The organism is Mycolicibacterium boenickei, assembly GCF_010731295.1.
GTDB classification, from domain to species: Bacteria; Actinomycetota; Actinomycetes; order Mycobacteriales; family Mycobacteriaceae; genus Mycobacterium; species Mycobacterium boenickei.
Genome location: NZ_AP022579.1, coordinates 629,103 through 654,223, shown reverse-complemented (window position 1 = coordinate 654,223; position 25,121 = coordinate 629,103). Strand labels below are relative to the sequence as shown.

Below are 25,121 nucleotides of genomic sequence, written 5' to 3'. Positions count from 1 at the left end.
GTCATCACGTCGGTCGTCAATGATCGATCGGTGTCGCGGGCCGGTGCATGTCACCGGTGGAAGAGACCTCCGGCGCTTTGACGACCGGAGGATTCTTGATGCAGGTTACCCAGCTGGAATGGATCATCACCCTGGCGGTGACGATCGCCGTTCTGCTGTTCGACGTCGTCGTGATCGGGCGACGTCCACACGAACCCAGCACCCGTGAAACCGCGACGGCGCTGTCGGTCTACATCGGACTGGCCGTCGCCTTCGGGGTGTTCGTGTGGTTCTTCCACGGCAGCCAGTTCGGGCTGGAGTTCTTCGCCGGTTGGCTCACTGAGTACAGCCTGTCGGTGGACAACCTGTTCATCTTCTTGATCATCATGGCCAGCTTCAAGGTGCCGAGGATCTACCAACAGCAGGCCCTGCTGGTGGGCATCATCCTGGCGCTGATCTTCCGCGGCATCTTCATCGCGCTCGGTGCGGTGGCCATCAACCAGTTCTCCTGGGTGTTCTACATCTTCGGCGCGTTCCTGGTGTACACCGCGATCAACCTGGTGCGCGACACCGACCACGACGACGACGGAGACAACGGTGTGGTGCGGTTCGCCCGCAAGCACCTGCGCACCACGGACCAGTGGGACGGCCTGAAGCTGTGGATCCACGAGAACGGGAAGCGGCTGATGACGCCGATGTTCCTGGTGATCGTCGCGCTCGGCACCACCGACCTGCTGTTCGCGCTGGACTCGATCCCGGCGATCTACGGGCTGACCCAGGAGCCCTACCTGGTGTTCACCGCCAACGTGTTCGCCCTGATGGGGCTGCGCCAGCTGTACTTCCTGCTCGGTGACCTGCTCAAGCGGCTGGTCTACCTGTCGCAGGGGCTGGCGTTCATCCTCGCGTTCATCGGCGTGAAGCTGGTGCTGCACGCCTTGCACGAGAACGAACTGCCGTTCATCAACGGTGGCGAACCGGTGCACGTCCCGGAGATCCCGACCTTGGCCAGCCTCGGTGTGATCGTGGTGACGCTCGCCATCACCACCGTCGCGAGTCTCTACAAGACCCGGGTGCGGGACGCCAGGTAGTCCCTTGGATTCGGCCTGAACGTAACTCTGTTCAGGTGCGGTATGTGCACTTAGCGTGGCGGGGTGCGGATATTCGTGGCGGATGCCGAGTCCTGGACCGAGCTGACCGAAGGTGACGAGCCGACGGCGCGAATCTCTGCGCCTGACCTGGCTCAGGCGCGCCGGATCCGGTCCGGCCTCAAGTCCGAGGACGACGCCGTCTCGGTGATCCTCGACGTCACGGTCGCGGTGGCAGGGGACTACCGGTCGGCGCGCTGCAGCCTGACCGTGGCCGGACCCGAGGCGCAGGTGCGCTATGTCGGGACGGTCGACGGGCTGACCGGGCTGATCGCTGACATCGAGGCGGCAGAGGTGGCCGACGGAGTCACGCTGATCCCGGCCACCGAGGGCCAGGACCCGCGCGGGCTCGGGGCCGACGTGCTGCGCAGGCTGGAGCTCCGCTCGGCCGCGCGGGCTTCCTAGCCCAACGCCTCGTAGAACAGGTTCAGGTAGCGGCTGGTGCGTGCGGAGCCCTCGACCCCTGGCCCCATCCGGTTCATCACATAGGCGAAGGTGGCCCGGTGATCGGGGTTGCACGTCTCCCACGAGCCACCCCACCCGCCCCAGAAGCAGATCTTGCCGTCGGGGACATACGACAGGGTCTGCGGCTGCGGCAGACCGAATCCCAGACCCCAGCGCAGCGGGTGCCCCAGCAGGACGACGTCGGGCCCGTCACAGTGCAGCTCGAAGATCGACTCGACCGTCTCGGGCTGCAGCAGCTTGACGCCGTTCACCGTGCCGCCCAACGAGATTGCCGAGAGGATCTGGGCCAGCGACCGCGCATTGCCGTGACCGTTGACGGCACCGATGTCGGCGGCCCGCCACTCTGCGGTGTTGGCGACCGTCGGTGACGGCGCGCCCATCAAGGTCTTGATCGCGGTTTCGGACAATTGGTCCAACGGCAGGTCCATCGGTTCGTCGGACGGGATGATCTCGGCGATGCGGTGGCTGTCCTCGGGCCGTGCGCCGATCTGGAAGTCGGCCGCCAGCGGACCCGAGATCTCTTCACGGACAAACTCTTTGAGTGACATACCGGTGACCCGCCGCACCACCTCACCGATCAGATGACCGTACGTCAGAGCGTGGTAGCCCGATGCGGTACCGGGTTCCCACCACGGCGCCTGGGCGGCCAGCGCCGCCGTGGACTTCTCCCAGTCGTAGCTGTCCTCGATCGCGAACGGCGGCTCCCAGCCGGACACCCCTGAGCTGTGGGTCAGTAGGTGACGAAACTCGATGTCCTGCTTGCCGTTTGCGCCGAATTCGGGCCAGTACTCGGCCACCGGGGTGTCTGCGGTGATCAGGCCGCGATCGATCAGCATCAGCCCGGCCAGGGCCGTCACCGTCTTGGTGGACGACCAGACATTGACGATGGTGTCCTCGGTCCAGGGCCTGGTCCGCGCCGCGTCGGCGTAGCCGCCCCACAGGTCGACGACGAGTTCACCGTTGATGTCGACGGCGATGGTGGCGCCGGTTTCCTCTCGGCCGGCGATCGCCTCCGACAGTGCGTCGCGGATTGCGTGAAAACGATCGTCGCAGTGGCCGTGTACGAGGTCATCCATCGGCACATCATGCGGGACCGGCGACCTGGCAGAGGCTCGAAACGGACTAATTCAACTAGTGCATGATTGACCGGCAAATTTGACTTGGACAAGCATTTATTTGGCGTCGTACCGTGCCTGTATGACCTCAACGGCGACGCTGGACCTGACCGGACAGATGCTGATCGCGGGGACGCCGGTGCGCGGCACCGGCACGGAGATCCGCGGCGTCGACCCGCAGACCGGCGAGCCCATCGAGCCCCCGTACGCATATGGCGACCACACCAATGTCGAGGACGCTTGTGCGGCCGCCGCGGAAGCGTTCTCGGCATACCGATCAGCCCCGATCGAGACGAGGGCCCGGTTCCTGGAGACGATCGCGGCCAACCTCGAGTCGATCGGTGACGCTCTGGTGAGCCGTGCGCACTCCGAGACCGGCCTGCCGCGGCCACGGCTGACCGGTGAGGTCGGGCGCACTGCGGGTCAACTCCGGTTGTTCGCCGCGGTGCTGCGCGAGGGGAGCTGGAACCAGGCACGGATCGACCCCGCGCAGCCCGGCCGAACCCCGTTGCCGCGTACCGACATTCGTCAGCGCAGCGTGCCGCTCGGCCCCGTCGCGGTGTTCGGTGCGAGCAATTTTCCGCTGGCCTTCTCGGTGGCCGGTGGCGATACCGCGTCCGCCCTGGCCGCCGGCTGCCCGGTTGTCGTCAAGGCGCACGACGCCCACCCTGGCACCTCCGAACTCGTCGGGCGGGCCATCACCGATGCCGTCGCTTCCTCCGGGCTTCCGGCCGGAACGTTCTCCCTGCTGTACGGGTACGGCCCTGAACTGGGCGCCGCCCTGGTCACCGATCCCCGGATAAAGGCGGTCGGGTTCACCGGCTCCCGCGCGGGCGGCATGGCGCTGGTTGCCGCCGCGGCGGCCCGTCCTGAACCGATCCCGGTGTACGCCGAGATGAGCGCCGTCAACCCGGTATTCCTGCTCAGCGGTGCGCTGGCCGACCGCGGTGCCGAGCTGGGACGGGCCTTCGTCGGCTCGCTGACCCTGGGCTCCGGACAGTTCTGCACCAATCCGGGTCTGGTCATCGCGGTCGACGGGCCCGAGCTGGAAACCTTCGCCGCCGCCGCGGGTGAAGCGGTCGAGGCGAGTGCTCCGACCGCGATGCTGACGCCCGGTATCGCCGACAGTTTCCGCAAGGGTGTGGAGGCAGCGGAGCGGGAGGCAGTACTCGTCGCCCGCGGAGCGCAGGCCGACGCACCCGCTGTGTCATGCCGCGCCGCACTGTTCAGCACCGACGCGACGACCTTCCTGGCCTCGAAGACACTGCAGGCCGAGATATTCGGCGCCGTCGGCGTTCTGGTGAGGTGCTCCGATGCCGCCGAGATGCTGCGGCTCGCCAAGAGCCTGGAGGGTCAGCTGACCGCGACGATCCACGTCGACGATTCCGACCACAGCCAGGCCCGTGAGCTGCTGAATGTTCTCGAGCTGAAGGCGGGCCGAATCTTGTTCAATGGCTGGCCGACCGGCGTCGAGGTCTGTCATGCCATGGTGCACGGCGGGCCGTTCCCGTCGACCTCCGATTCGCGCACCACATCGGTGGGCGCGCGCGCCATCGAGCGGTTCCTGCGGCCGGTGTGTTACCAGGACGCCCCGAAACAACTGCTGCCCAGTGCCATTGCCGAGGGAAATCCTGACGGCCTGTGGCGGCGTATCGACGGCCAACTCACCAAAGACTGACCTGAAAACAAGGAGTACACAATGCTGGACGGCGTCCTGTTCTTCCCGGTAACCCCGCTCACCGCCGCTGGCGAAGTCGACGTGGATCGGCTCGCGCAGCACATCGCAAAGGGGGTCGAGGCTGGGCCCGGTGGCGTGTTCATCGGCTGTGGCACCGGAGAATTCCATGCCCTCGATCCCGACGAGATGCGCACGGTGGTGCGTACCGCCGTCGATACGGTGAGCGGGAGGGTTCCGGTGTACGCGGGCGCCGGCGGTTCCATCGCGTCGGCCAAGGCCTTCGCGCGTGCCGCCGCGGAAACCGGAGCCGACGGTCTGTTGCTCCTGCCGCCATACTTGGTCGAGATGCCGCAGGCGGGGCTGGTGGCATACACCCGTGAGGTCAGCGCGGTCACGGATCTGCCCGTCGTCGTCTACAACCGCAACAACGCCCGCTACACCGAGGAGTCGGCGGTGGAGGCGGCTCTGATCCCCAACGTGGTCGGATTCAAGGACGGCACAGGCGATCTCGATCGAGTATCACGCATCGTGCGGGCGGTCACCGACGCCTTGGAGCCGCTCGGCAAGCCGTTCCAATTCTTCAACGGGCTGCCCACCGCCGAGGTGTCCCAGCAGGCCTACCGCGCGATTGGGGTGACCTTGTACTCGTCGGCGACTTTCGCCTTCGCCCCGGATGTCTCACTCGCCTTCTACCGGGCCCTGGAAACCGGTGACGAGCCGATGATCGCGGCCCTGACGCGCGAGTTCTACCATCCGCTGGTGCGGCTCCGGGACACGGTTCCCGGCTATGCGGTCTCCTTGATCAAGGCCGGTGTCACCTTGGAGGGGATCCCGGCCGGACCGGTGCGCCCACCGCTCATCGATGCCAGACCCGACGATGTCGCTGAGCTGCAACGCATCCTGGCGGCCGGCCGCGCCGTGATCGACAATGCGCTGGTTCACTGATGCCGCCCGTCCGTATTACCGGCGCACGCATAACACCGGTCGCGTTCGCAGACTCCCCGCTGCTCAACACCGTCGGTGTGCATCAACCGTTCGCGTTGCGGGCGATCGTCCAGGTGCAGACTGATGTAGGTCTCACCGGGCTCGGTGAGACCTACGCCGACACCCGGCATCTGGAGCGCCTGTGGGCAGCCGCGGATGCAATCGTCGGGCATGATGTGTTTTCTCTCAACGCCATTCGTGCGGCAATCGCCGATCGGCTGCGCGGAGACACGGCTGCCGTCGGCACGGCAGGCATGATCACCACCGCCAGCGCGGTCGATCAGGTTTTCTCTCCGTTCGAGGTGGCGTGCCTCGATATCGCGGGGCATGCGACCGGCCGTCCGGTATCGGATCTGCTCGGCGGCGCGGTGCGTGATGCGGTGCCGTTCAGCGCCTACCTGTTCTACAAGTGGGCCGGTCACCCCGGGGCTGAGCCAGACGGCTGGGGCGAGGCGCTCGACCCCGACGGCATCGTGGCCCAGGCCCGTCGCATCGTTGACGAATACGGTTTCACCGCAATCAAACTCAAGGGTGGCGTGTTTCCGCCCGAGGAGGAGGCGGCCGCGATCGAGGCATTGCGGGCCGCGTTCCCCGACCATCCGCTGCGGCTGGACCCGAATGCCGCCTGGACGCCAGAGACGTCGCTGAAGGTGGCCGCGCGGCTGTCGGGCGTGCTGGAGTACCTGGAGGATCCGACGCCCGGGTTGGACGGCATGGCAGACGTGGCTGCGCAGGCAACCATGCCGTTGGCCACCAACATGTGTGTGGTGGCGTTCGACCACCTGGCCCCCGCGGTCGCGAAAGGTGCGGTGCGCGTGGTGCTCTCGGATCACCACTACTGGGGCGGCTTGCAGCGGTCCCGCCTGCTGGCCGGTATCTGCGACACCTTCGGGTTGGGGCTGTCCATGCATTCCAACTCGCATCTGGGCATCAGTCTGGCTGCCATGGTGCATTTGGCGGCCGCCACACCTAATCTCACCTACGCCTGCGACACGCACTGGCCGTGGAAGACCGAAGACGTCGTGCGCCCCGGTGCCCTGGAGTTCCGATCTGGCGCAGTGCCCGTGCCAGCCGGTCCCGGACTCGGCGTAGAGATCGACGACGACGCTCTGGCTGCGTTGCACGAGCAGTACCTGCGCTGCGGGATCACCGACCGCGACGACACCGGCTACATGCGCACGGTCGATCCGTCATTTGAGGCGATCAGCCCGCGCTGGTAACTCGGGGCCCGGTCAGAACGGTGGTTCGTCCGGCCCTGGATCCGGTGGAGGTGGCGGTTGCCAGTCGGCGGGCAGGGTTTCGGGCTCGTACGGATCGTTGATCCAGGTAGCGAATGGGCTGGTGCTAGGGCGGTTTCCCTTGAACAACGTGAGGGTGGCGCGCATCCGGTTGTGTTCAACGCGGCGACGTACCTCGGCCGTGCGGGCCTTCCGGACGCGGCGGGCCTCGGCATTGATCGGACGCAACCGGTGGTTCTTGGCCCGGTGCTGCGCGATTCGGACCGCACGAGGTGTGGTCTTGGTACGCCGTGGAGCGCGACGCGCCGTCAATTCCGGGAAGATCTCGACGGCGCCGGGACTGGTGGTGTAGGTCTGGCCGCTCGGCGCGGTCCACACGATGGTCCCATCGGGGAGTTGTCGGTCGCGCCAGCCGTCATGGAACGTCTTGAGACGATGGTGTTGGCGGCAAAGGCATTTCAGGTTCCATGGCACTGTGAGCCCGCCCCGTTCCGGGTTGGCGTGATTGAACGGGATCGTATGGTCGACATCGCAGAGCTCGGCAGGTCGGTCGCAACCCGGAAACCGGCAGGTGATGTCACGGCACCGGATCCAGCGCGCCAGCGCGGTTGATACCTGGTACCGCAACGCCTCGGCGGTCGCCACCGTGGGGGCCTGAATTACCCGCAGGGCGGCCTGCTCGGCCAGCTCCCGCAGCTTTTCGGCGTCTATCACGCCGTACCCGGCGAGGTAGCCGGGCTGGTTCCCACCGGTGAGGGCGCTCTGCGGGGCGATCACATTCATCAACACCCGCGCTGCGGGTGGCTCGGCCGGTTCGGCATGCGGGCACTCGGGCCGCCGGCACAGGCAGACCAAGGCGCGGTTCTCGGACATGGCTTCGACAGCGTCGGCTCGGCGCTGGCCCAGTGTGCGCGGATCCTCTGCACACACTCCGTTGGCCAGCTGAGTCAGGCGCTGGTCGAAGGTCGAACCTGCCTTCGCGGTCAACGTTCCTTCCAGTCGTGCAGTGCCGTCGGGCCCGGGCCGTACCCGTACAAAGCGGCGCCGCTCAGCCTTTTCGCGTTCACGGATGGCATCGGGGTCCATCTCGCGCACCGCAGCGTCCACGGCGTTGACGACCCGCTGCCGTGACCACGACTTCCAGCCCGAGATCCGGCCGGCCAAATCGGCATCCAGGCGGGCGATGACCCCGTTGTCGGCGACCAGTTCTGTCCGCTCGATGATCACCGCCACCGTTGCCCAGTCGATCTGTCCGCGCCGAAGGACTTGCGCCACCGCGGGCAGTCGATCGGTCAACGCTTCAGCTTGCGCAACGACCAGTGTGGCGACTTTGGGCGAGACGTTCATGGCCGCGCCCACTTCGGCGACGGTGCGGGAAAACCCGGTCACCAACATGTAACCCGGGTCGGAATCCTCGGGTTCGACCTCCGCGGTGCGGCGGGCCAGCAGCTCCCCGATCATCGACATCCGCGAGGCCATCAGCATGGCCTCCTCGCTGACGGAGTCACCGATGCACAGGACCAGCTCCCACGATGCATCCGACTCGAACATGTGTTCGATTTTGCTACGAAAATTGGCGATGCGCAAGGAAATCCGCGATCTCGTGGTGTTTATCGATAATTTCCTCCATCAGCCCTAGTGTCGGCCTATTCATGCGATTCACGCATATATAACGGAGGTGGACGATAGGCTGCACCGGTGTTCTCGCTGTCCCGGCTGTCGTGCTTCATCGCCGTCGCAGAAGAACTGCACTTCGGCCGGGCCGCCGAGCGGCTGCACATGACCCAGCCGCCGCTGAGCCGCCAAATCCAGCAGTTGGAGAGCGAACTCGGTGTGCACCTGATCGACCGCACCACCCGGTCGGTCACTCTGACGCCCGCGGGGGTGGCGTTCCTGCCCGATGCCCGCCGCATCCTGCAATTGGCCGAAGGTGCGGCGCTCAATGTAAAACGCGTTCCCGCAGGCGATCTCGGCACGGTGGTGATCGGATTCACCGCGGCGTCGGCGCATCCGGTGCTGCCCAGGCTGTTCGACGCCGCACGTCAACAGATTCCCGACGTGAAGCTCGAGTTGCGCGAGATGGTGACGGCCGTCCAGATCGAGGCGCTCATGACCGGAGAACTGGATCTCGGCATGGCACGGCCACCGCTCAAACGTCCGGGCCTGGTATCGCGACCGCTGCTGCACGAACAGCTCATCGCCGCGCTTCCGGCAGCGCACCCGCTGGTCGAAGTACGTCGACAGCTCACGCTCAACGATCTCGACGGCCAGGACATGATCATGTACTCCCCGGTACAGGCCCGCTACTTCAACGAGTTGCTGATCAGCACGTTCACCATCGCTGGAGCCACGCCGCGATACGTTCAGTACGTCACGCAGGTGCACACCATGCTGGTGCTGGTGCGCTCCGGGATCGGCATCGCCCTGGTGCCCGCGTCGACGGCCACCCTGCATCCCGAGGGCGTGGTGTTCCGCTCGATCGGCGCGTTCCGGGAACGCCCGGTCGAACTGGACGCGGTCTGGCGCGGGGACAGCACCAACCCCGCGCTGCTGCGGCTGCTGCGCGATGTGCTGCCGCCGCGGGAGTGGACCACCGACGATCTGGTCGAGGATTTCGTCGGTTAGCCGCGGGCTGCCGGAACCGGCATGGGCACCGGGGTGACGAGCTCGCCGGACTCCAGGAACTTGTCCAGGTTGGCCAGGGTCAGGGCCTCCATGGCCGCCCGAGTCTCCACGGTTCCACTCCCCACGTGGGGGAGCAGCACCACGTTGTCCAACGACAGCAGTGCCTCGGGCACGTTCGGCTCGTCGGTGAACACGTCGAGCCCTGCGCCTGCCAGCCTGCCCCCGGTCAGGGCGTCGACAAGAGCGCCCTCGTCGACGACGCTGCCGCGGGCGATGTTGACCAGGTAGCCGTCGGGGCCGAGAGCCTCGAGCACATCCCGATCGACCAGGTGGCGCGTGCCGCTGCCGCCGGCCGCGGCGATGATCAGGACGTCGACCTGGTGCGCGAGGTCGACCGGGGAAGAGACGTATTGGTAAGGGCTGTCGGCGATCTCGCGACGATTGTGATAGCTGATGGGGCAACCGAACGCGACCAGTCTGGTGGCGATCGCGGTGCCGATACGTCCCAGCCCGATGATGCCGACGCGAGCCCCGGAGACCTTGTGGGTCAGTGGGTAGTTGCCGTCGGCGGGCCACCGCCCGGCGCGCAGGTAGCGGTCGGCGGCCGAGAACTGGCGCATGGTGTCGATCAACAGACCGACGGCGGTGTCGGCCACGCAGTCACTGAGGACGTCAGGGGTATTGCTGACCATGACGCCTCGGGCTGCGGCAGCCTCGACATCCGTGGTGTCGTAGCCCACCCCGAAGTTCACCACTGCGCCCAGATTGGGCAGCGCGGACATCAGTTCGGCGTCAACCCCGGTGCGCCCGGAGGTCACGACGGCGGCGATCGTGGCGCCGTGCTCGGCGAGGAACGCTGTGCGTTCGGGGCCGTCGGGCAACACCTGGGCGTCGTAGCTGGTCCGCAGGGTCTCGGCGAGCGACGGCTTGAGCGGACCCACCTGCAGGACGCGGCGGCTGGAATCGGATTCGGGCACACGTACTCCTCGGTCGGGATGCAGCTACGGTAAGCCTGCCTGCAAATACCCGTCCAACACGGAAATAGCATGGCTTGATACGCAAGCTGCATAATTCCCCCCTCGGCATTGCTGCGGGCGTATCGCCGATCCCGCCGCAGCGCTAAATCTGCAGTTCAGAGCCACTTCTTGGCCCATGTGACGGCGGGCCGAGCACATTCAGGCGGGGCCGTTTCAGCCGATTTCCCCGGGTTGACGGGTGGAGCGGGCCGTTCTTAGCGTGTGTCTGCGGTCACAACCGGCATCTACATACGTGGACATCACATCCTGGAGGATCCATGAGGCGAGTTCTCGCCGCCCCGGCAGTCGCCCTGACCGCCTGCACGCTCACCGCGGGGTGCAGCGTCGCCAACACCGCGCACGGCGGTTACGACCCCGATACCCTGCGAATCGTCATCTCCCAGGAACCGCCGACGCTGGAGCCCTGCGAGAGCTCGTTGACCTCCACCGGCATCGTGGTGCGGTCCAACATCACCGAACCGCTCATCGAGCGCGATCCCGACACCGGCGATCTGCAACCGCTGCTGTCCACCGCATGGCGCCAAACCGCGCCCGACCAATGGACTTTCGACATCCGCAGAGGTGTCACGTTCTCCGACGGTGCGCCGTTCACCGCCAAGGATGCGGCCTTCTCGATTGATCGCGCGGTCAACTCCGATCTGCAGTGCAACGTCGACGGCTATGTGTTCGGCGACGACAAGCTCGTCGTCGCGGCGCCTGACGAGAACACGGTGACAATAGCTACGCCGAAGCCGGATCCGATTCTGCCGCTGCGCATCTCGTTCGTCGAGATCGTCCCGTTCAACACCAGCACCACGGAAAAGGTTCGCGAGCCCATCGGCACCGGGCCGTACGCCATCGCCGACTGGGAGTACGGCCAGAAGCTGCTGCTCACCCGGAACGACCGCTACTGGGGCGCCAAGCCGGCGTTCGCGCGAGCCGAGTACCAGTGGCGCAGCGAGGGCAGCGTGCGCGCCGCCATGATCACCAACGACGAGGCCGACATCGCGACGTCGCTGGGTCCTGAGGACGGGGCCGGCGATCGGGGAGTGCCGTTCCAGAACAACGAGACCACCGCGCTGCGGATGCAGGCGACGGAGGCGCCGCTCAATGACATCCGCGTGCGGCAGGCCATCAACTACTCGGTCAACCGGACCGGCATCGTCAAGGCATTGTTCCGTGGACTCGGTGAGCCGGCCTCCCAGCTCATCCCGTCCGGTGTCGTCGGGTACAACGACGACCTGCCGTTGTGGCCCCACGATCTCGACAAGGCCAAGGCGCTCATCGCCGAGGCGAAGGCGGACGGGGTCCCGGTCGACCGACAGATCCGGCTGATCGGCCGCACCGCCCAGTTCCCGAAGATCTCCGAGACCATCGAGGTGCTCCAAAGTGAATTCGCCGAGATCGGCCTCAACGTGAAGATCGAGATGATGGACACCGCCGGCCAGTTGCAGTACCAGCTGCGGCCGTTTCCGGCGGACACCGGCCCATATCTGTTGATGATCATGCACGGCAACCAGGCCGGTGACGCCGCGTTCACCATGGACCAGTACATGCTCTCGCAGGGGCCGCAGAGCGCCTACGGCACAACGGAATTCGATGCCAAGATTCGTGCCGCGGAAGCCCTCACCGGCCAGGCCCGCCAGGATGCCTTCGCCAAACTGTTCGCCGAGGAACCGCAGCAGATCATGCAGTTCGCCTATATCGCCCACATGAAGGGCATTCTCGGCAAGTCGCCACGTGTCGACTACACCCCCAACTCCGCCACCGGCGACGAGATGCGGCTGTCGGAGATGACGCCCGCTTCGGCCGACCGCACCGACAGGAGCTGAGCCAGATGTTCCCCTTCCTCCGGCGCCGGATGTACACGAGCACCATTCCGTTGATCATCGTGCTGCTCGGCGTTTTCCTGCTCGCCCGGCTGACCGGTGATCCGACCAACCTGTACCTGCCCGAGTCCGCCACCGCCGACCAGCGTGCGGCGTTCGCCCACCAGCACGGGTTCGATCAGCCGTTGTTCACCCAGCTGGTGGACTACTTCAAGGGCGTACTCCACCTCGACTTCGGAACCTCGCTGCGCACCGGCGAATCCGCGTCGGCAATGGCACTGCGCGCCTTCCCGGCGACGCTGCAACTGGCCTTCACCACCATGCTGCTGGCGATCATCGGCGCCATCATCGTCGGCTGCTGGGCCGCCTACCGGCCCAACTCTGTGGCCGACCGGTTCTCCAGCCTGTTGTCGATGACCGCGGCCAGTATTCCGGACTTCTGGTTCGCCATCACCGGGGTGTGGCTGTTCTCCGTGCTGATGGGATGGTTGCCGACCTCGGGCACCGACGACGGCATGCTGTCGTGGATTCTGCCGATCGCCACGCTGATGATCCGCCCGTTGGGTGTGCTGACCCAGGTGGTTCGCGGCGCCATGGTCTCGGCCCTGTCAGCGCCTTACATCCGGCTGGCCCGCAGCAAGGGCGCCGGCGATCTGCGGGTGGTCAGCCACCACGCGCTGCGCAACGCGGCCGCACCCGCACTGACGGTGGCAGGCGATCTCGCCGTCGGCCTGATCAACGGGGCGGTCGTGGTGGAGGCCATCTTCGGCTGGCCGGGCATCGGCAAGCTCATGATCGACGCCATCCTGCAGCGTGATTTCGCTGTCCTGCAGGCCGCAGTTCTGCTCACCGCGGTGAGCATCTTCGTCCTCAACATCATCATCGACGCCTGCTACGCGCTGCTCGACGCACGCGTACGGGAACCGGCCAAGGTCTAGGGGTACACATCGTGAGCACTCAAATCGACCTGGTGCCAGTCAAACCCACCACCGCGATCGTCGGCGAACCGGAGACCGAACCCACCCGCAGGCGCTCGGTGTGGGTCCGGCTGCTGGTCAATGACCGGGTGGCGGCCGCTGCCGCCGTGGTGCTCGGCCTGGTGATCCTCACCGCGGTGTTCGGCCCGATGCTGGTCGGCAACCTGGCCACCCACATCGACCTCGACAATTCGAATCAGGCGCCGTTCACGTTTGCCCACGGCTGGGCCAACGTGCTGGGCACCGACCCGCTGGGACGCAGCATGTTGGCCCGGCTCATCGTCGCCTGCCGCACCACACTGTCGGTAGCCATTCCCGCCGTGGTGATCTCGGCGGTCGTCGGATCACTGATCGGCATGTGGGCCGGCTACTACCGCGGCTGGCGGGAGACGTTGGGCATGCGGGTGGCCGACGTCATCATGAGCTTCCCCTCGCTGCTGTTGGCCGTGGTGGTGCTCTACGTGTTCTCCCCGAGTGCCGCGAATATCGTTGCGGTGCTCGCCATCACCCGCATTCCGGTGTACCTGCGCACCGCCCGCGCCGAGTCTGCCGAACTGTCGAGCCGGGTGTTCGTCGACGCGGCCCGCACGTTCGGGGCCAGCGGACGGTCCATCATCGTCCGGCACGTGGTGCCGATCGTGCTGCCGACCCTGCTGACCGTGGCCACCCTGGACTTCTGCTACGTCATGCTGGCCGAATCCTCGCTCAGCTTCCTGGGCATCGGGATTCAGCCGCCGGATGTCAGCTGGGGCCTGATGGTTTCGCAGGGCCGCACCTACCTGCACACCGCGTGGTGGCTCTCGTTCTTCCCCGGGCTGGCCATCGTGATCACCACGGTCTCGGCCACCATTCTGGCCGCCTGGGCCCGGATCGCCACCGATCCGGGTCAGCGCTGGCGACTCACCGTCCCGCAGAAACGCCTGTCCCGCTTCACCAAAACCGGAAAGGCCCTCGGATGACCTCCCAGTCGAGCAGCAGTGTCGTGGAACCGCCGACCAGGCCCGAACATGTCGACGTCGATCCCGCGCTTGTGGTGGACGGGCTCACCGTCGACATCCGCACCATCACCGGAACCGTGCGCGCCGTCGACCACGTCAGCTTCGCGGCGCACCGGGGCCAGACCCTGGCACTGCTGGGCGAATCGGGTTGCGGCAAGTCCATGACGGCCACCGCCCTGGTCGGATTGCTGGAGCCGGTCGCCGAGGTCGTGGAAGGAACTGCGCGGCTCGGCGAAATCGACGTGGACGTCCTGGCCGCCGACCGCAAGACCCGGCGCAAGCTGGCCGGGCCGGAGCTGGCCATCGTGTTCCAGGACGCGCTGACTGCACTCAACCCGCTCTACCCGGTCGGTACCCAACTGGCCGAGCCTTTCCGCATCCACCACGGGATGAATGCCAAGGACGCCAAGCGCAGAGCAACCGAACTGATGGCGCGGGTGGGCATTCCGCAGCCCGAGGAGCGGATGAAGTCCTACCCGCACCAGTTCTCCGGGGGCATGCGGCAACGCCTGCTGATCGCGATGGCCGTCGCGCTGAACCCGCGGGTACTGATCGCCGACGAGCCGACCACCGCACTGGATGTCACCGTGCAGGCGCAGATCATGGCACTGCTGAAGAGCTTGCGCAGTGAATACGACATGGCCGTCGTGTTGATCACTCACGATCTGGCGCTGGTCGCCGAGGAAGCAGATCAGGTCGCGGTGATGTACGCCGGCCAGGTTGTCGAAACCGGGCCGGTGGCCGAGGTTTTCGCCAGTCCCCGACACCCATACACGAAGGGCCTGCTCGACTCGGTCCCCGTGAGCGCGGTGCGCGGCGAAACCCTCAAGTCGATCGGCGGTGCCCCACCGGATCTGCACTCGATCCCGGCCGGTTGTGTCTACCAGGACCGCTGTCCGCTGGCCCGGGACATCTGCGTCACCACCAGACCGGCGCTGCAGGGTGACGGTCGGCGAAGTGCCTGCCACTTCCCTGACGAGGTCGGCCCCCAAATGCGAGGAGGAGAAGCAGCTGATGTCTGAGAACCTGCTGACCGTCCGCGATCTGCGCAAGTCATTCCGGGTGGGCAAGCGTCAGCTGGCCGCTCTCGACGGCATCGACCTCGACCTCGGCCGCGGTGAAACGCTCGGGTTGGTCGGTGAATCCGGTTGCGGCAAGTCCACACTGGCGCGGACCCTGATGATGCTCGAGCGCCCGGATTCGGGCAGCGTGACGTTCGACGGCATCGACCCGTTCAGCCTGCGTGGTGCGGAGCTGCTGAAATTCCGGCGCAGGGTCCAGATGGTGTTCCAGGATCCCTACGCATCGTTGAACTCCCGCATGACCGCCGGCGACATCATCGCCGAGCCGTGGCGCACCCACAAAACCCTGCATCCGAACCGCAAGGACCGGGACATGCGAGTGCGCGGCCTGCTCGACATGGTCGGGCTGGGAGCCAAGGCCGTCAACAAGTACCCGCAGGAGTTCTCCGGCGGACAACGACAACGCATCGGTATAGCCAGGGCGTTGGCGCTCAACCCTGATGTCATCATCTGCGACGAACCGGTATCGGCGCTCGACCTCTCTGTCCAGGCGCAGGTGCTCAACCTGCTCAACGAGCTACAGCTGGAACTCGGCATCTCCTATGTCTTCATCTCGCACGACCTGTCGGTGGTACGACACGTAGCGGATCGCGTCACGGTGATGTACCTGGGCCACATGATCGAGAGCGGCCGCACCGAGGACGTCTACCGCAATCCGCGCCACCCCTACACCGCGGCACTGATGTCGGCGGCACCGAAACTCGATGCGGCCCAGCGCAACAACCGGATCCTGCTGAAGGGCGAGGTGCCGTCACCGCTGAATCCGCCGTCGGGCTGCCGGTTCCGGACCCGATGCTGGAAGGCCACCGACATCTGCGCGACGCAGGCGCCGACGGCTACCGCCGCCCCGGACGTCGACGGCCACATATCCGAATGCCACCATCCGTTGGAGCCGGCCGTGCCGGTGTCGGCGTGAGTATCGCCGGCTTCGGGATCGTCACCGCCGCAATTGTGCTGGCGTCCTGCATGCAGGCCTCCATCGGGTTCGGCATGGGCATGCTGGCGGCACCGATCGTCGCGATTGTGGACCCCGGGTTGATCCCAGGAACGCTGATCATGCTCGCCACGATGGTCACCCTTATGGTGGTGGTGAGGGAACGCGAGGACATCGACCTCGCCGGCACCGGATGGGCCCTGGCCGGAAGGGTTCCGGGCACCATCGCCGGGGCGCTGCTGCTCGTGGTGATGCCCAAGGAGATGCTGGCGTATGCGTTGGCCGCGGTGGTGCTGGGCGGCGTGGCACTGACCAGCATGGGGTGGATCCCCGCGCCGCACCGGCGCAACCTGGTGCTGGCCGGCGCCACCTCGGGACTGCTCGGCACCGCGACCTCCATCGGCGGGCCACCGATGGCGCTGGTGTGGCAGAACAACACCGGTGCCCGGTTGCGTGGCACGATGAGCGGCTTCTTTCTCGTCGGCTCGGCCCTGTCGCTCGTGCTGCTCGCGCTCACCGGGTCCGTCGACCACCACACTGTCGTGGTGTTCGCGATGCTCGTCCCGGCGTGTGTCGTCGGCTATGCGCTGTCCCGGTGGGTCAACCGGCATCTGGATCGGCAGCGTCAGCGGTGGGCGGCCATCGCGATATCCACCATCGGCGCCGTGGTGCTGATCGTCCGTCAGTTGATGGGAGGGTGAATTGACCGGCGATGACAGCGTTTCGGTGCGCAAGGTCAAATCGGCAGTGCGCACGGTCGAGCTGCTGGAGTTCCTGGCGGCGCGGCCCGACGAGCCCACCCGCATCCGGGAAATCTGTGCCGCACTCGACATGCCGCGCAGTTCGGCGCATGCGTTGCTGCGCACTCTGGTGGCCCAGGGCTGGGTGCGGTCCGACGATGCGGGCACGCAGTACAGCATCGGCATGCGGGCGCTACTGGTGGGAACCAGTTATCTCGACGCCGATCCGTATCTGCCGATGATCGCGCCGTTCCTCGAAGACCTGCGTGGCCAGCTCGACGAGACGTTTCATCTCGGCAGGCTCGACGGGCACGACGTCGTGTACCTGGCCACCCGGGAGTCCCGCCAATACGTGCGCACCGCCAACAAGGTGGGCCGCCGGTTGCCGGCCTACGCCACCGCGCTCGGCAAGGCACTGCTAGCCGAGCGGTTCGGTGCCGAGCTTGATGCGCACATCCCGGATGTGCTCACGCCGCTGACTCCCCGCACGATCACTGACCGCGCCGGTCTGGATGCGGCTCTCGATGAGGCCCGCGTTCGGGGCTACGCCACCGAGGACGAGGAAAACACGCCGGGCATCAAGTGCTTCGCGGTCACGCTGCGGTACCGCCATCCGGCCCAGGACGCGATCAGCGCGTCGGTGCCGTTGTCGCGGCTGACTCCGGAGCGGGAACGGGAGATCGTCGACGCGTTGCGCCTGGTGTGCGACAAGGTGTCCCGTGTGGTCCGACCGGTTGCCAACGGAGACAAGTGGTTCGCATGACTTCCTACGAGATTGGACTACCGATGAGTGCAGATAACGCGACTCCGGTTGTGACCGAGATGATCGTGATACCGATCGCAGGTCACGACAGCATGCTGCTGAACCTCAGCGGTGCGCACGCGCCGTTCTTCACCCGGAACCTCTTGATCCTCAAGGATTCCGATGGGAACACCGGGGTGGGGGAGGTGCCGGGCGGTGAGGCCATCCGCAGAACCCTCGACGATGCCAGGCCACTGGTGGTCGGCCGGTCCCTCGGTGGTTACCACGCGATCCTGGCAGGCATCCGACGTGAGTTCGCCGGCCGCGACAGCGCGGGGCGTGGTGCCCAGACCTTCGATCTGCGGGTCATGGTGCATGCCGTCACCGCCGTCGAGTCGGCGCTGCTGGACCTGCTGGGCAAGCACCTCGGTGTGCCGGTTGCCGCACTGCTCGGCGACGGCCAACAGCGCAATCGTGTTCAGGCGCTGGGCTACCTGTTCTTCGTGGGCGACCGGAACCGCACCGATCTGGACTACCGGTCCGCGGTCGACGAGCCGGCCGCCGCGGACGAGTGGTTGCGCATCCGCCACGACGAGGCACTCTCTCCCGAGGCGATCGTCCGGCTCGCCGAGGCTGCCCGTGCCCGCTACGGATTCCGCGACTTCAAACTCAAGGGTGGTGTGCTGCCCGCGGCCGACGAGGCCAAGGCCGTCACCGCGCTGGCCGAACGGTTCCCTGATGCGCGGATCACCTTGGACCCCAACGGGGGCTGGCTGCTGGCCGACGCGATCCAGACCTGCCGTCAGCTGACCGACGTGCTGGCCTACGCCGAGGACCCGGTCGGACCGGAAGGCACATTCTCGGGGCGCGAGGTGATGGCCGAGTTCAAACGGGCCACCGGTCTACCGACAGCGACCAACATGATCGCTACCGACTGGCGCGAGCTGGGCCATGCGATCCGGGCCGGTGCCGTGGACATCCCGCTGGCCGATCCGCACTTCTGGACCATGAGTGGCTCGGTCCGCGTCGCTCAGCTCTGCGACGCGTGGGGCCTCACCTGGGGTTCGCACTCCAACAACCACTTCGACGTGTCCCTGGCGATGTTCACCCACGTCGCCGCGGCCGCGCCGGGGGACATCACGGCGATCGACACGCACTGGATCTGGCAGGACGGCCAGCGGATCACCAAGCAGCCCTTCCAGATCGTCGACGGCTACCTCGACGTGCCCGATGCGCCGGGGCTCGGGGTCGAGCTCGACGAGGAGCGGGTCGCCGCGGCCCACGAGCTGTACCTGGCCAAGGGGCTGGGCGCCCGTGACGACGCGGTGGCCATGCAGTACCTGATCCCCGGCTGGAAATTCGACAGCAAACGTCCTGCCCTGCAGCGGGATTGACATGAAGATCGTCGTCATAGAACCGAATCTGCTGGCACACCGCGATCGCTTCGAAGCCGGGCTACCGTCGAGTGCCGAGGTGATCTGGAACGGGAGCATCGAAGACCTGCGGGACGCTGACGTGTTGGTGGGCGGCCGGTTCACCGCCGAGATGGCGGCCGCGGCCGAGAAACTGCGCCTCGTGCATGTCGCGGGGGCCGGCACCGACAAGGTCGACTTCGCCGCGTTGCGGCCAGAGACCCTGGTGGCCAACACCTTCCATCATGAACGGTCCATCGCGGAGTACGTACTCGCGGCAGCGGTGCTGCTGCGCCGTGACTTCCTGGCGCAGGACCGGTCCCTGCGCCGGGGGATATGGGCCACCTCGGTGTACGACGTCAACCTGCCACAGTTGCCTGCGATCGGCGCGGCCCGCGTCGGTCTGGTCGGGTTCGGCCACATCGGCAGGCGCGTCTGGGAATTGTTCCGCAGCCTCGGCTCGACCGGGGCCGCGGTGACCGGATCAGGGCGGGTCGACGCCGTGGCGAACGGCCTGTCCTGGGCCGGCGACACGGCCGCGCTGAACCGGCTCATGACGGAGTCCGACGTGGTCGTGGTGTCGGCGCCGCTTACCGAGCAGACCGAGGGCATGATCGGCGCCGAGCAGCTTCGAGCGCTGGGCCCCGACGGCGTGCTGGTCAACGTCGGGCGCGGTCCCCTGGTGGCCGAGCGCCCGCTCTACGACGCGCTGCTGGAGGGCCGGATTCGGGCCGCTGCGATCGACGTCTGGTACCGCTATCCCAGCCCGGGCGGGCAGGGGGCGCCGAGCGAGCTACCGTTCGGCGAACTGGCCAACGTGTTGATGACGCCGCATTCGTCGGGCGTCACCACCGACACGTTCGGCGGGCGGGCAGAAGACATCGCCGCCAACATCGGCAGGCTCGAACGCGGTGAGCCGCTGAACAACCTGATCAGGTAGCCGGGGCTACCAGTTGTAATAGCCCCCCTCGGGGCCGAGCATGCGTTCGAGCCTGGCCCGGTTGATGCGGGCCAGTTCGTTGCGGACAACCTTGCGTTCGGTCTCGCGGTCGTTGTGCAACCGGTCGACGAGGCCGGCCATGGCCCGGTGCGCACAGCAGTCCTCGACGAACATCACGAAGCCGAAGCCGAACTGCTCGGCGTAGTGCTGCACCTCGGTGTTGAGCTGGGTCATCACCGCGGGATCGTCGTCCCACACCGAGCACTGCTCGCACACCGACTTCGGGCTGCGCGGCCGCGCACCGATATGCGGATAGGCCTGCAGCACGCGGTCGATGGAATCCTCGCCGAGGCTGAACAACAGGGTGTCGGCCTGCCGGAACAGCGAGTCGTGGTCGGCGAACGGACGCCCGCCTGCCAGGTCGGTGGCCAGCACCACGCTGTAGCAACACTCGTACACGGCGTGCACCGCACGGCGCAGGGGCAGCGCGTTGTAAGCCTCAAGTCCCATGCCCTGATGCATCAACACACAGCAATGATCGGAGCCTCAGGGCACAGCGGAGTTACCTCGTGTTACAGCGAGGCTAACTTTCGGAGCTCAGTGACCTGAGGTCTTGAACCGCTCGACCGACCGCTGCAACTCGGCCTCGGCCTCTTCGCGGCCCACCCAGTCGGCGGTCTTGACGAACTTGCCCGGCTCCAGGTCCTTGTAGTGCACGAAGAAGTGCTTGATGGCGTCGAGTTCGAACTGCGACACGTCGCCGAGGTCCTGGATGTGGTCCCAGCGCGGATCTCCGGCGGGCACACACAGCAACTTGTCGTCGCCGCCGGCCTCGTCGGTCATCTTGAACATCGCGACCGGGCGGGCCTCGACGATGCAGCCCGGGAACACCGACTCGGGCAGCAGGACGAGGGCGTCCAGCGGATCGCCGTCCTCGCCGAGGGTGTCCTCGAAGAACCCGTAGTCGGCGGGGTAGCCCATCGGGGTGTAGAGGTAGCGGTCGAGCTTGACCCGGCCGGTCTCATGGTCAACCTCGTACTTGTTGCGCGAACCCTTCGGGATCTCGATGACGACGTCGAACTTCACCGTCGTGGCTCCTTCGCATCTGCGGTCAGTCTGGGGTCGTCGGGCGACGACGCGGGTCAACCCTAATGGAGCGATAGTCTGGCCTAAACGGGTGGCTCGTCCCCACCACCGGCAGAGCAGGAGAAATATGCGGCCCACACGGTGGCGGCAGTCCACCCATGTGGCGGTTGGCGTCGTGGTCCTGGTGCTGGTCGCTGCCGTCGTGGCGGTTGCTGCCGTGCTCACCGGGCACCGGTCCAGCGATGCCGAGGCGGTCGCGCCCGCGCCCCCGCCTGCGACCGCCAGTCCGGGCATCGTCCCGGTGGACATGTCCGCGCCGACCCCGACCATCAGCGGCCTGGCCGCCGCGCTGGCCCCGGCTCTGGCGAATCCCGATCTCGGTGAGGTGACCGGCCGGATCACAGACGCCGAGACCGGTGCCGAACTGTGGGAGCAGAATTCCGGGGTGCCGATGCAGCCGGCGTCGGTCAACAAGGTGCTGACGACGGCGGCCGCGCTGCTCACGCTGGACCGCAACGCCCGGCTGGCCACCACGGTCCTGGCCGTCGACTCACAGCCCGGTCTGGTGGTGCTCAAGGGCGGTGGGGACACCACCCTCTCGGCGGCGCCCGACGACACCGACACCTGGTACAAGGGCGCGGCCCGGATCAGTGATCTGGCCGAGCAGGTGCGCCGCAGCGGCATCGCGGTCACCGCGGTCCGGGTGGACACCAGCGCGTACAGCGGCCCGACGATGGCGCCGGGCTGGGACCCGGCCGACATCGAGGGCGGTGACATCGCGCCGATGGAACCGGTGATGCTCGACGGTGGACGCATCCAGCCGACGACGGTGGAATCCAGGCGATCGACCACACCGGCCCTCGACGCGGGCCGGGCCCTGGCGGCCGCACTCAAGGTGGATCCCGCGACGGTGACGGTGCTGGCCAGCGCGGTCCCGGGCGGCAGGCAGATCGCCGCGGTGCAGTCCGCGCCGCTGATCGAGCGGCTGCGCCAGATGATGAACGAATCCGACAACGTGATGGCCGAGTCGATCGCCCGTGAGATCGCCGCCCAACTGCACCGGCCGGAGAGTTTCGACGGCGGTGTCGACGCGGTGCTGAGCCAGCTCGAGGGCATCGGCATCGACATGTCCGCGGCCAAACTGGTCGACTCCAGCGGTCTTTCGACCGAAGACCGGTTGACCGCCCGGATCCTCGACGAGGTGGTCAACATCGCCGCGGGTAACACCGAACCGGCCATGCGGCCGCTGGTGGATCTGCTGCCCATCGCCGGCGGCAGCGGCACGCTGTCCAACCGCTATCTCGACACCGACGCCGGGCGCGACGCCGCGGGCTGGCTGCGGGCCAAGACCGGGTCATTGACCGGGACCAATGCGCTGGCAGGCATCGTCACCGACGACAGCGGGCGGGTGCTCACGTTCGCGCTGATCTCCAACAACGCCGGGCCCACCGGGCGCACCGCGATCGACGAGCTGGCCGCGGTACTGCGGTCGTGCGGATGTGGCACGTGACCGACCGGGTCGAGATGACCGCGGGCCGCGCGGTCGACTGGGATTTCGCCGCGACGGTCGGGGCGAAGCTGGCCCGGCCGGCCCCGGCAGCCAGTGACTACACCCGTAGCCAGGTGATCGAGCAGCTGTCGGAGAGTTCGAAGGCTGCCGAGCTGCCGGTGCGCGAGGTGACGGGCCTGATCGAGGGTGCCGAGGTGCCCGAGGCCCGCGTGGTCGACCGTCCCGCGTGGATCCGGGCGGCTACGCGGTCGATGCGGGTGATGACCACCGGCATTCAGCCCGGTGACGAAAGTGACACGCCCAAGCCGGGATTCATCACCGGACGGGTTACCGGCGCGCAGACCGGTGCGGTACTGGCGTTCATCTCCTCGGGCATCCTCGGTCAGTACGATCCGTTCGCCCCGAACGGCGGCGAACTGTTGCTGGTGTATCCCAACGTCATCGCGGTAGAGCGCCAATTGCGGGTCACCCCAGCTGATTTCCGGCTGTGGGTGTGCCTGCACGAGGTCACCCACCGGGTGCAGTTCCGCGCCAATCCCTGGTTGGCCGACCACATGTCGCAGTCGCTGGCCGTGCTCACCCAAGACGCCGGCGAGGACGTCACCGAGGTGGTGGGGCGGCTCGCGCAGTTCGTCCGCAGTCAGCGCAACGGGTCGGAGCCGGATCCGAACTCGAGTGGAGTGCTCGGGCTGATGCGCGCGGTGCAGGCCGAGCCGCAGCGTCGGGCGCTCGATCAGCTGTTGGTGCTGGGAACCCTGCTGGAAGGGCACGCCGATCACGTGATGGATGCCGTCGGCCCGGCGGTGGTGCCGACGGTCTCGACCATCCGGCGCCGCTTCGACGACCGCAGGCAGCGTAAGCAACCGCCGCTGCAGCGGGTGGTCCGCGCGCTGCTGGGATTCGACGCCAAGCTCAGTCAGTACACCCGGGGCAAGGCGTTCGTCGACCATGTGGTGGGAGAAGTCGGGATGGCCCGCTTCAACACCATCTGGTCCGGCCCCGACACCCTGCCGCAACCCCACGAGATCGACGAACCGCAACGATGGATCGAACGGGTGCTGTAGCCGCGCTGCGGCAAGTGGTCGAGGCCTCGGTCCACGGCGTCGACGGTCCGGCCTGGTGTGTGGCACTGTCGGGCGGCCCGGACTCGCTGGCGCTGGCCGCCGTCGCAGCCGGCCTGCGGCCTACGACCGCGCTGATCGTCGACCACCGGCTGCAAGCCGGTTCGGACACCGTCGCCGACACTGCTCGCAGGCAGGCTTTGTCGCTGGGGTGTGTTGCGGCGCATGTTCTTTCCGTGGACGTCGGTCGGATCGGCGGGCCGGAGGCCGCGGCGCGCCAGGCCCGCTACGCCGCACTCGACGCGGCGCGTGACGGCGCCCCGGTGCTGCTCGGGCACACGCTCGACGATCAGGCCGAGACGGTGCTGCTGGGTCTGGGCCGCGGATCGGGTGCCCGCTCGATCGCCGGTATGCGCCCTCATGATCCACCGTGGCACCGGCCGCTGCTCGGCGTTCGTCGCACACTGACGCACGCCGTGTGCGCCGAGCTCGGCCTCACTCCGTGGCAGGACCCCCACAACGCCGACCGCCGGTTCACCAGGGTCCGGCTGCGCCACGAGGTGCTGCCGCTGCTGGAGGACGTGCTCGGCGGCGGGGTGGCCGAGGCGCTGGCCCGTACCGCGATCGCCCTGCGCGAGGACACCGAGACGCTCGACGCTCTCGCGGCCGAGGCCCTTACCGAGGCGCGCATGGAGGCCGGCGGTCTTGACCCTGCCCGCTTGGGTCCGCTGCCCGACGCGCTGCGGCGCCGGGTGATCCGGGCCTGGTTGCTGGATGGCGGCGCGTGTGATCTGACCGACATCCAGATCCGGGCGGTGGACCGGCTGGTGACAGCTTGGCGCGGACAGGGCGGTGTGGCCGTCGGGTCCGGGCTGCGCAAACAGCGGTTGTTCGCGGCGCGGCGCGGCGGCGTGCTCGTGATGCACACCGAACCCGTCTAGCGATCCGCGTTGGAAAGCGGACCACTCGCATGGCACGCTGTTCGGGTGGCTGTCGACTCTGCCGAGCTGTATGCGGGAGACATCAAATCGGTGCTGTTGTCCGAGGAGCAGATCCGGACCCGCACCGTCGAACTCGCCGAGATGATCGCCGAGCAGTACCGAGACAATCTGGGTAACGACGACCTGCTGTTGGTCACCGTGCTCAAGGGCGCGGTCATGTTCGTCACCGATCTGGCCAGGACCATCCCGCTGCCCACGCAGCTGGAGTTCATGGCGGTCAGCTCGTACGGCTCGTCCACGTCGTCCTCGGGTGTGGTGCGCATCCTCAAAGATCTCGACCGCGACATCAATGACCGCGACGTGCTGATCGTCGAGGACATCATCGACTCGGGGCTCACCCTGTCGTGGTTGCTGCGCAACCTGGCCACCCGTCACCCCCGCTCGCTGCGGGTCTGCACGCTGCTGCGCAAGCCCGAGGCCGTCAAGACCGAACTCGACGTCGCCTACGTGGGTTTCGACATCCCCAACGAGTTCGTCGTCGGGTACGGCCTGGACTTCGCCGAGCGCTACCGCGACCTGCCCTACATCGGCACCCTCGAACCGAAGGTGTACGAATCGCCCTAA

The 25,121-nt window shown here is 67.2% G+C and carries 24 protein-coding genes; 19 read left to right on the top strand and 5 right to left on the bottom strand.

Annotated features, from left to right (window positions below):
* Positions 1-98 precede the first annotated feature (98 nt).
* The gene (locus tag G6N57_RS02925; protein WP_077741635.1) at positions 99-1,067 is read left to right on the top strand and encodes a TerC family protein; all 969 of its coding nucleotides are present in this window, start codon (positions 99-101) and stop codon (positions 1,065-1,067) included.
* A gap of 63 nt (positions 1,068-1,130) precedes the next feature.
* Positions 1,131-1,529, top strand: coding sequence for a hypothetical protein (locus tag G6N57_RS02920; RefSeq protein ID WP_234815711.1), 399 nt, complete (start codon positions 1,131-1,133; stop codon positions 1,527-1,529).
* On the opposite strand, the gene G6N57_RS02915 is transcribed toward G6N57_RS02920, so the two are convergent.
* Positions 1,526-2,665 (bottom strand): serine hydrolase domain-containing protein, encoded by a 1,140-nt coding sequence (locus G6N57_RS02915; protein WP_077738699.1) that lies wholly within the window; start codon positions 2,663-2,665, stop codon positions 1,526-1,528. The two genes, G6N57_RS02920 and G6N57_RS02915, sit on opposite strands and share 4 nt — an antisense overlap.
* 121 nt (positions 2,666-2,786) lie before the next feature.
* Here G6N57_RS02915 and G6N57_RS02910 point away from each other — a divergent pair, with 121 nt between their 5' ends.
* The 3 genes from G6N57_RS02910 to G6N57_RS02900 are packed head-to-tail and all read left to right on the top strand — an operon-like array spanning position 2,787 to position 6,586.
* Positions 2,787-4,382, top strand: a complete 1,596-nt coding sequence (locus G6N57_RS02910) for an aldehyde dehydrogenase (NADP(+)) (RefSeq protein WP_077738700.1) — start codon at positions 2,787-2,789, stop codon at positions 4,380-4,382.
* A 21-nt stretch (positions 4,383-4,403) separates the two neighbouring features.
* Positions 4,404-5,327 (top strand): 5-dehydro-4-deoxyglucarate dehydratase, encoded by a 924-nt coding sequence (locus G6N57_RS02905; protein WP_065514448.1) that lies wholly within the window; start codon positions 4,404-4,406, stop codon positions 5,325-5,327.
* A complete protein-coding gene (locus G6N57_RS02900; protein ID WP_077738701.1) occupies positions 5,327-6,586 on the top strand; it encodes a glucarate dehydratase family protein in 1,260 nt (419 codons plus the stop codon). The genes G6N57_RS02905 and G6N57_RS02900 overlap by 1 nt, the downstream gene beginning before the upstream one ends.
* Positions 6,587-6,598: 12 nt before the next feature.
* On the opposite strand, the gene G6N57_RS02895 is transcribed toward G6N57_RS02900, so the two are convergent.
* Positions 6,599-8,155 (bottom strand): HNH endonuclease signature motif containing protein, encoded by a 1,557-nt coding sequence (locus G6N57_RS02895; RefSeq protein WP_077741637.1) that lies wholly within the window; start codon positions 8,153-8,155, stop codon positions 6,599-6,601.
* Positions 8,156-8,302: 147 nt separating this feature from the next.
* Here G6N57_RS02895 and G6N57_RS02890 point away from each other — a divergent pair, with 147 nt between their 5' ends.
* Positions 8,303-9,229, top strand: coding sequence for a LysR family transcriptional regulator (locus tag G6N57_RS02890; protein ID WP_065462783.1), 927 nt, complete (start codon positions 8,303-8,305; stop codon positions 9,227-9,229).
* On the opposite strand, the gene G6N57_RS02885 is transcribed toward G6N57_RS02890, so the two are convergent.
* Positions 9,226-10,206: a 2-hydroxyacid dehydrogenase gene (locus G6N57_RS02885; protein ID WP_077738702.1), complete on the bottom strand. Its 981-nt coding sequence runs from the start codon at positions 10,204-10,206 to the stop codon at positions 9,226-9,228. The genes G6N57_RS02890 and G6N57_RS02885 overlap by 4 nt on opposite strands.
* A gap of 317 nt (positions 10,207-10,523) precedes the next feature.
* On the opposite strand from G6N57_RS02885, the gene G6N57_RS02880 reads away from it, so the two are divergent.
* From G6N57_RS02880 to G6N57_RS02840, 9 genes are read left to right on the top strand one after another with little or no spacing between them, the layout of a single operon-like run.
* Entirely contained in the window at positions 10,524-12,077 is a 1,554-nt protein-coding gene (locus G6N57_RS02880) for an ABC transporter substrate-binding protein (protein ID WP_077738703.1), read from the top strand.
* Positions 12,078-12,082: 5 nt separating this feature from the next.
* Positions 12,083-13,012, top strand: a complete 930-nt coding sequence (locus G6N57_RS02875; RefSeq protein ID WP_077738704.1) for an ABC transporter permease — start codon at positions 12,083-12,085, stop codon at positions 13,010-13,012.
* An 11-nt stretch (positions 13,013-13,023) separates the two neighbouring features.
* Positions 13,024-14,010, top strand: coding sequence for an ABC transporter permease (locus tag G6N57_RS02870; RefSeq protein ID WP_077738705.1), 987 nt, complete (start codon positions 13,024-13,026; stop codon positions 14,008-14,010).
* On the top strand, positions 14,007-15,071 hold the full coding sequence (locus G6N57_RS02865; RefSeq protein ID WP_077738706.1) for an ABC transporter ATP-binding protein: 1,065 nt from the start codon (positions 14,007-14,009) through the stop codon (positions 15,069-15,071). Before G6N57_RS02870 ends, G6N57_RS02865 begins: the two co-directional genes overlap by 4 nt.
* On the top strand, positions 15,064-16,047 hold the full coding sequence (locus tag G6N57_RS02860; protein ID WP_077738707.1) for an ABC transporter ATP-binding protein: 984 nt from the start codon (positions 15,064-15,066) through the stop codon (positions 16,045-16,047). The genes G6N57_RS02865 and G6N57_RS02860 overlap by 8 nt, the downstream gene beginning before the upstream one ends.
* Positions 16,044-16,766: a sulfite exporter TauE/SafE family protein gene (locus G6N57_RS02855; RefSeq protein ID WP_069426326.1), complete on the top strand. Its 723-nt coding sequence runs from the start codon at positions 16,044-16,046 to the stop codon at positions 16,764-16,766. The genes G6N57_RS02860 and G6N57_RS02855 overlap by 4 nt, the downstream gene beginning before the upstream one ends.
* 1 nt (position 16,767) lies before the next feature.
* A complete protein-coding gene (locus G6N57_RS02850) occupies positions 16,768-17,568 on the top strand; it encodes an IclR family transcriptional regulator (protein ID WP_077738708.1) in 801 nt (266 codons plus the stop codon).
* A gap of 23 nt (positions 17,569-17,591) precedes the next feature.
* Complete coding sequence (gudD, locus tag G6N57_RS02845; protein ID WP_077738709.1) at positions 17,592-18,941, top strand: glucarate dehydratase; 1,350 nt, start codon at positions 17,592-17,594, stop codon at positions 18,939-18,941.
* Position 18,942: 1 nt separating this feature from the next.
* Positions 18,943-19,899, top strand: coding sequence for a 2-hydroxyacid dehydrogenase (locus G6N57_RS02840; protein WP_077738710.1), 957 nt, complete (start codon positions 18,943-18,945; stop codon positions 19,897-19,899).
* A gap of 6 nt (positions 19,900-19,905) precedes the next feature.
* Here G6N57_RS02840 and G6N57_RS02835 read toward each other — a convergent pair whose 3' ends face one another.
* The gene (locus tag G6N57_RS02835) at positions 19,906-20,409 is read right to left on the bottom strand and encodes a 2-oxo-4-hydroxy-4-carboxy-5-ureidoimidazoline decarboxylase (RefSeq protein ID WP_234815710.1); all 504 of its coding nucleotides are present in this window, start codon (positions 20,407-20,409) and stop codon (positions 19,906-19,908) included.
* An 87-nt stretch (positions 20,410-20,496) separates the two neighbouring features.
* The gene (locus G6N57_RS02830) at positions 20,497-20,985 is read right to left on the bottom strand and encodes an inorganic diphosphatase (protein WP_077738712.1); all 489 of its coding nucleotides are present in this window, start codon (positions 20,983-20,985) and stop codon (positions 20,497-20,499) included.
* Positions 20,986-21,112: 127 nt separating this feature from the next.
* Between G6N57_RS02830 and dacB the strand changes: the two genes are divergently transcribed.
* From dacB to hpt, 4 genes are read left to right on the top strand one after another with little or no spacing between them, the layout of a single operon-like run.
* Positions 21,113-22,495 (top strand): D-alanyl-D-alanine carboxypeptidase/D-alanyl-D-alanine endopeptidase, encoded by a 1,383-nt coding sequence (dacB, locus tag G6N57_RS02825; protein ID WP_097926116.1) that lies wholly within the window; start codon positions 21,113-21,115, stop codon positions 22,493-22,495.
* Complete coding sequence (locus tag G6N57_RS02820) at positions 22,483-23,559, top strand: Rv3626c family coenzyme F420 biosynthesis-associated protein (RefSeq protein ID WP_077738713.1); 1,077 nt, start codon at positions 22,483-22,485, stop codon at positions 23,557-23,559. Before dacB ends, G6N57_RS02820 begins: the two co-directional genes overlap by 13 nt.
* Positions 23,538-24,497, top strand: coding sequence for a tRNA lysidine(34) synthetase TilS (gene tilS / locus G6N57_RS02815; protein ID WP_077738714.1), 960 nt, complete (start codon positions 23,538-23,540; stop codon positions 24,495-24,497). The genes G6N57_RS02820 and tilS overlap by 22 nt, the downstream gene beginning before the upstream one ends.
* 45 nt (positions 24,498-24,542) lie before the next feature.
* Positions 24,543-25,121: a hypoxanthine phosphoribosyltransferase gene (gene hpt / locus G6N57_RS02810; protein ID WP_077738715.1), complete on the top strand. Its 579-nt coding sequence runs from the start codon at positions 24,543-24,545 to the stop codon at positions 25,119-25,121.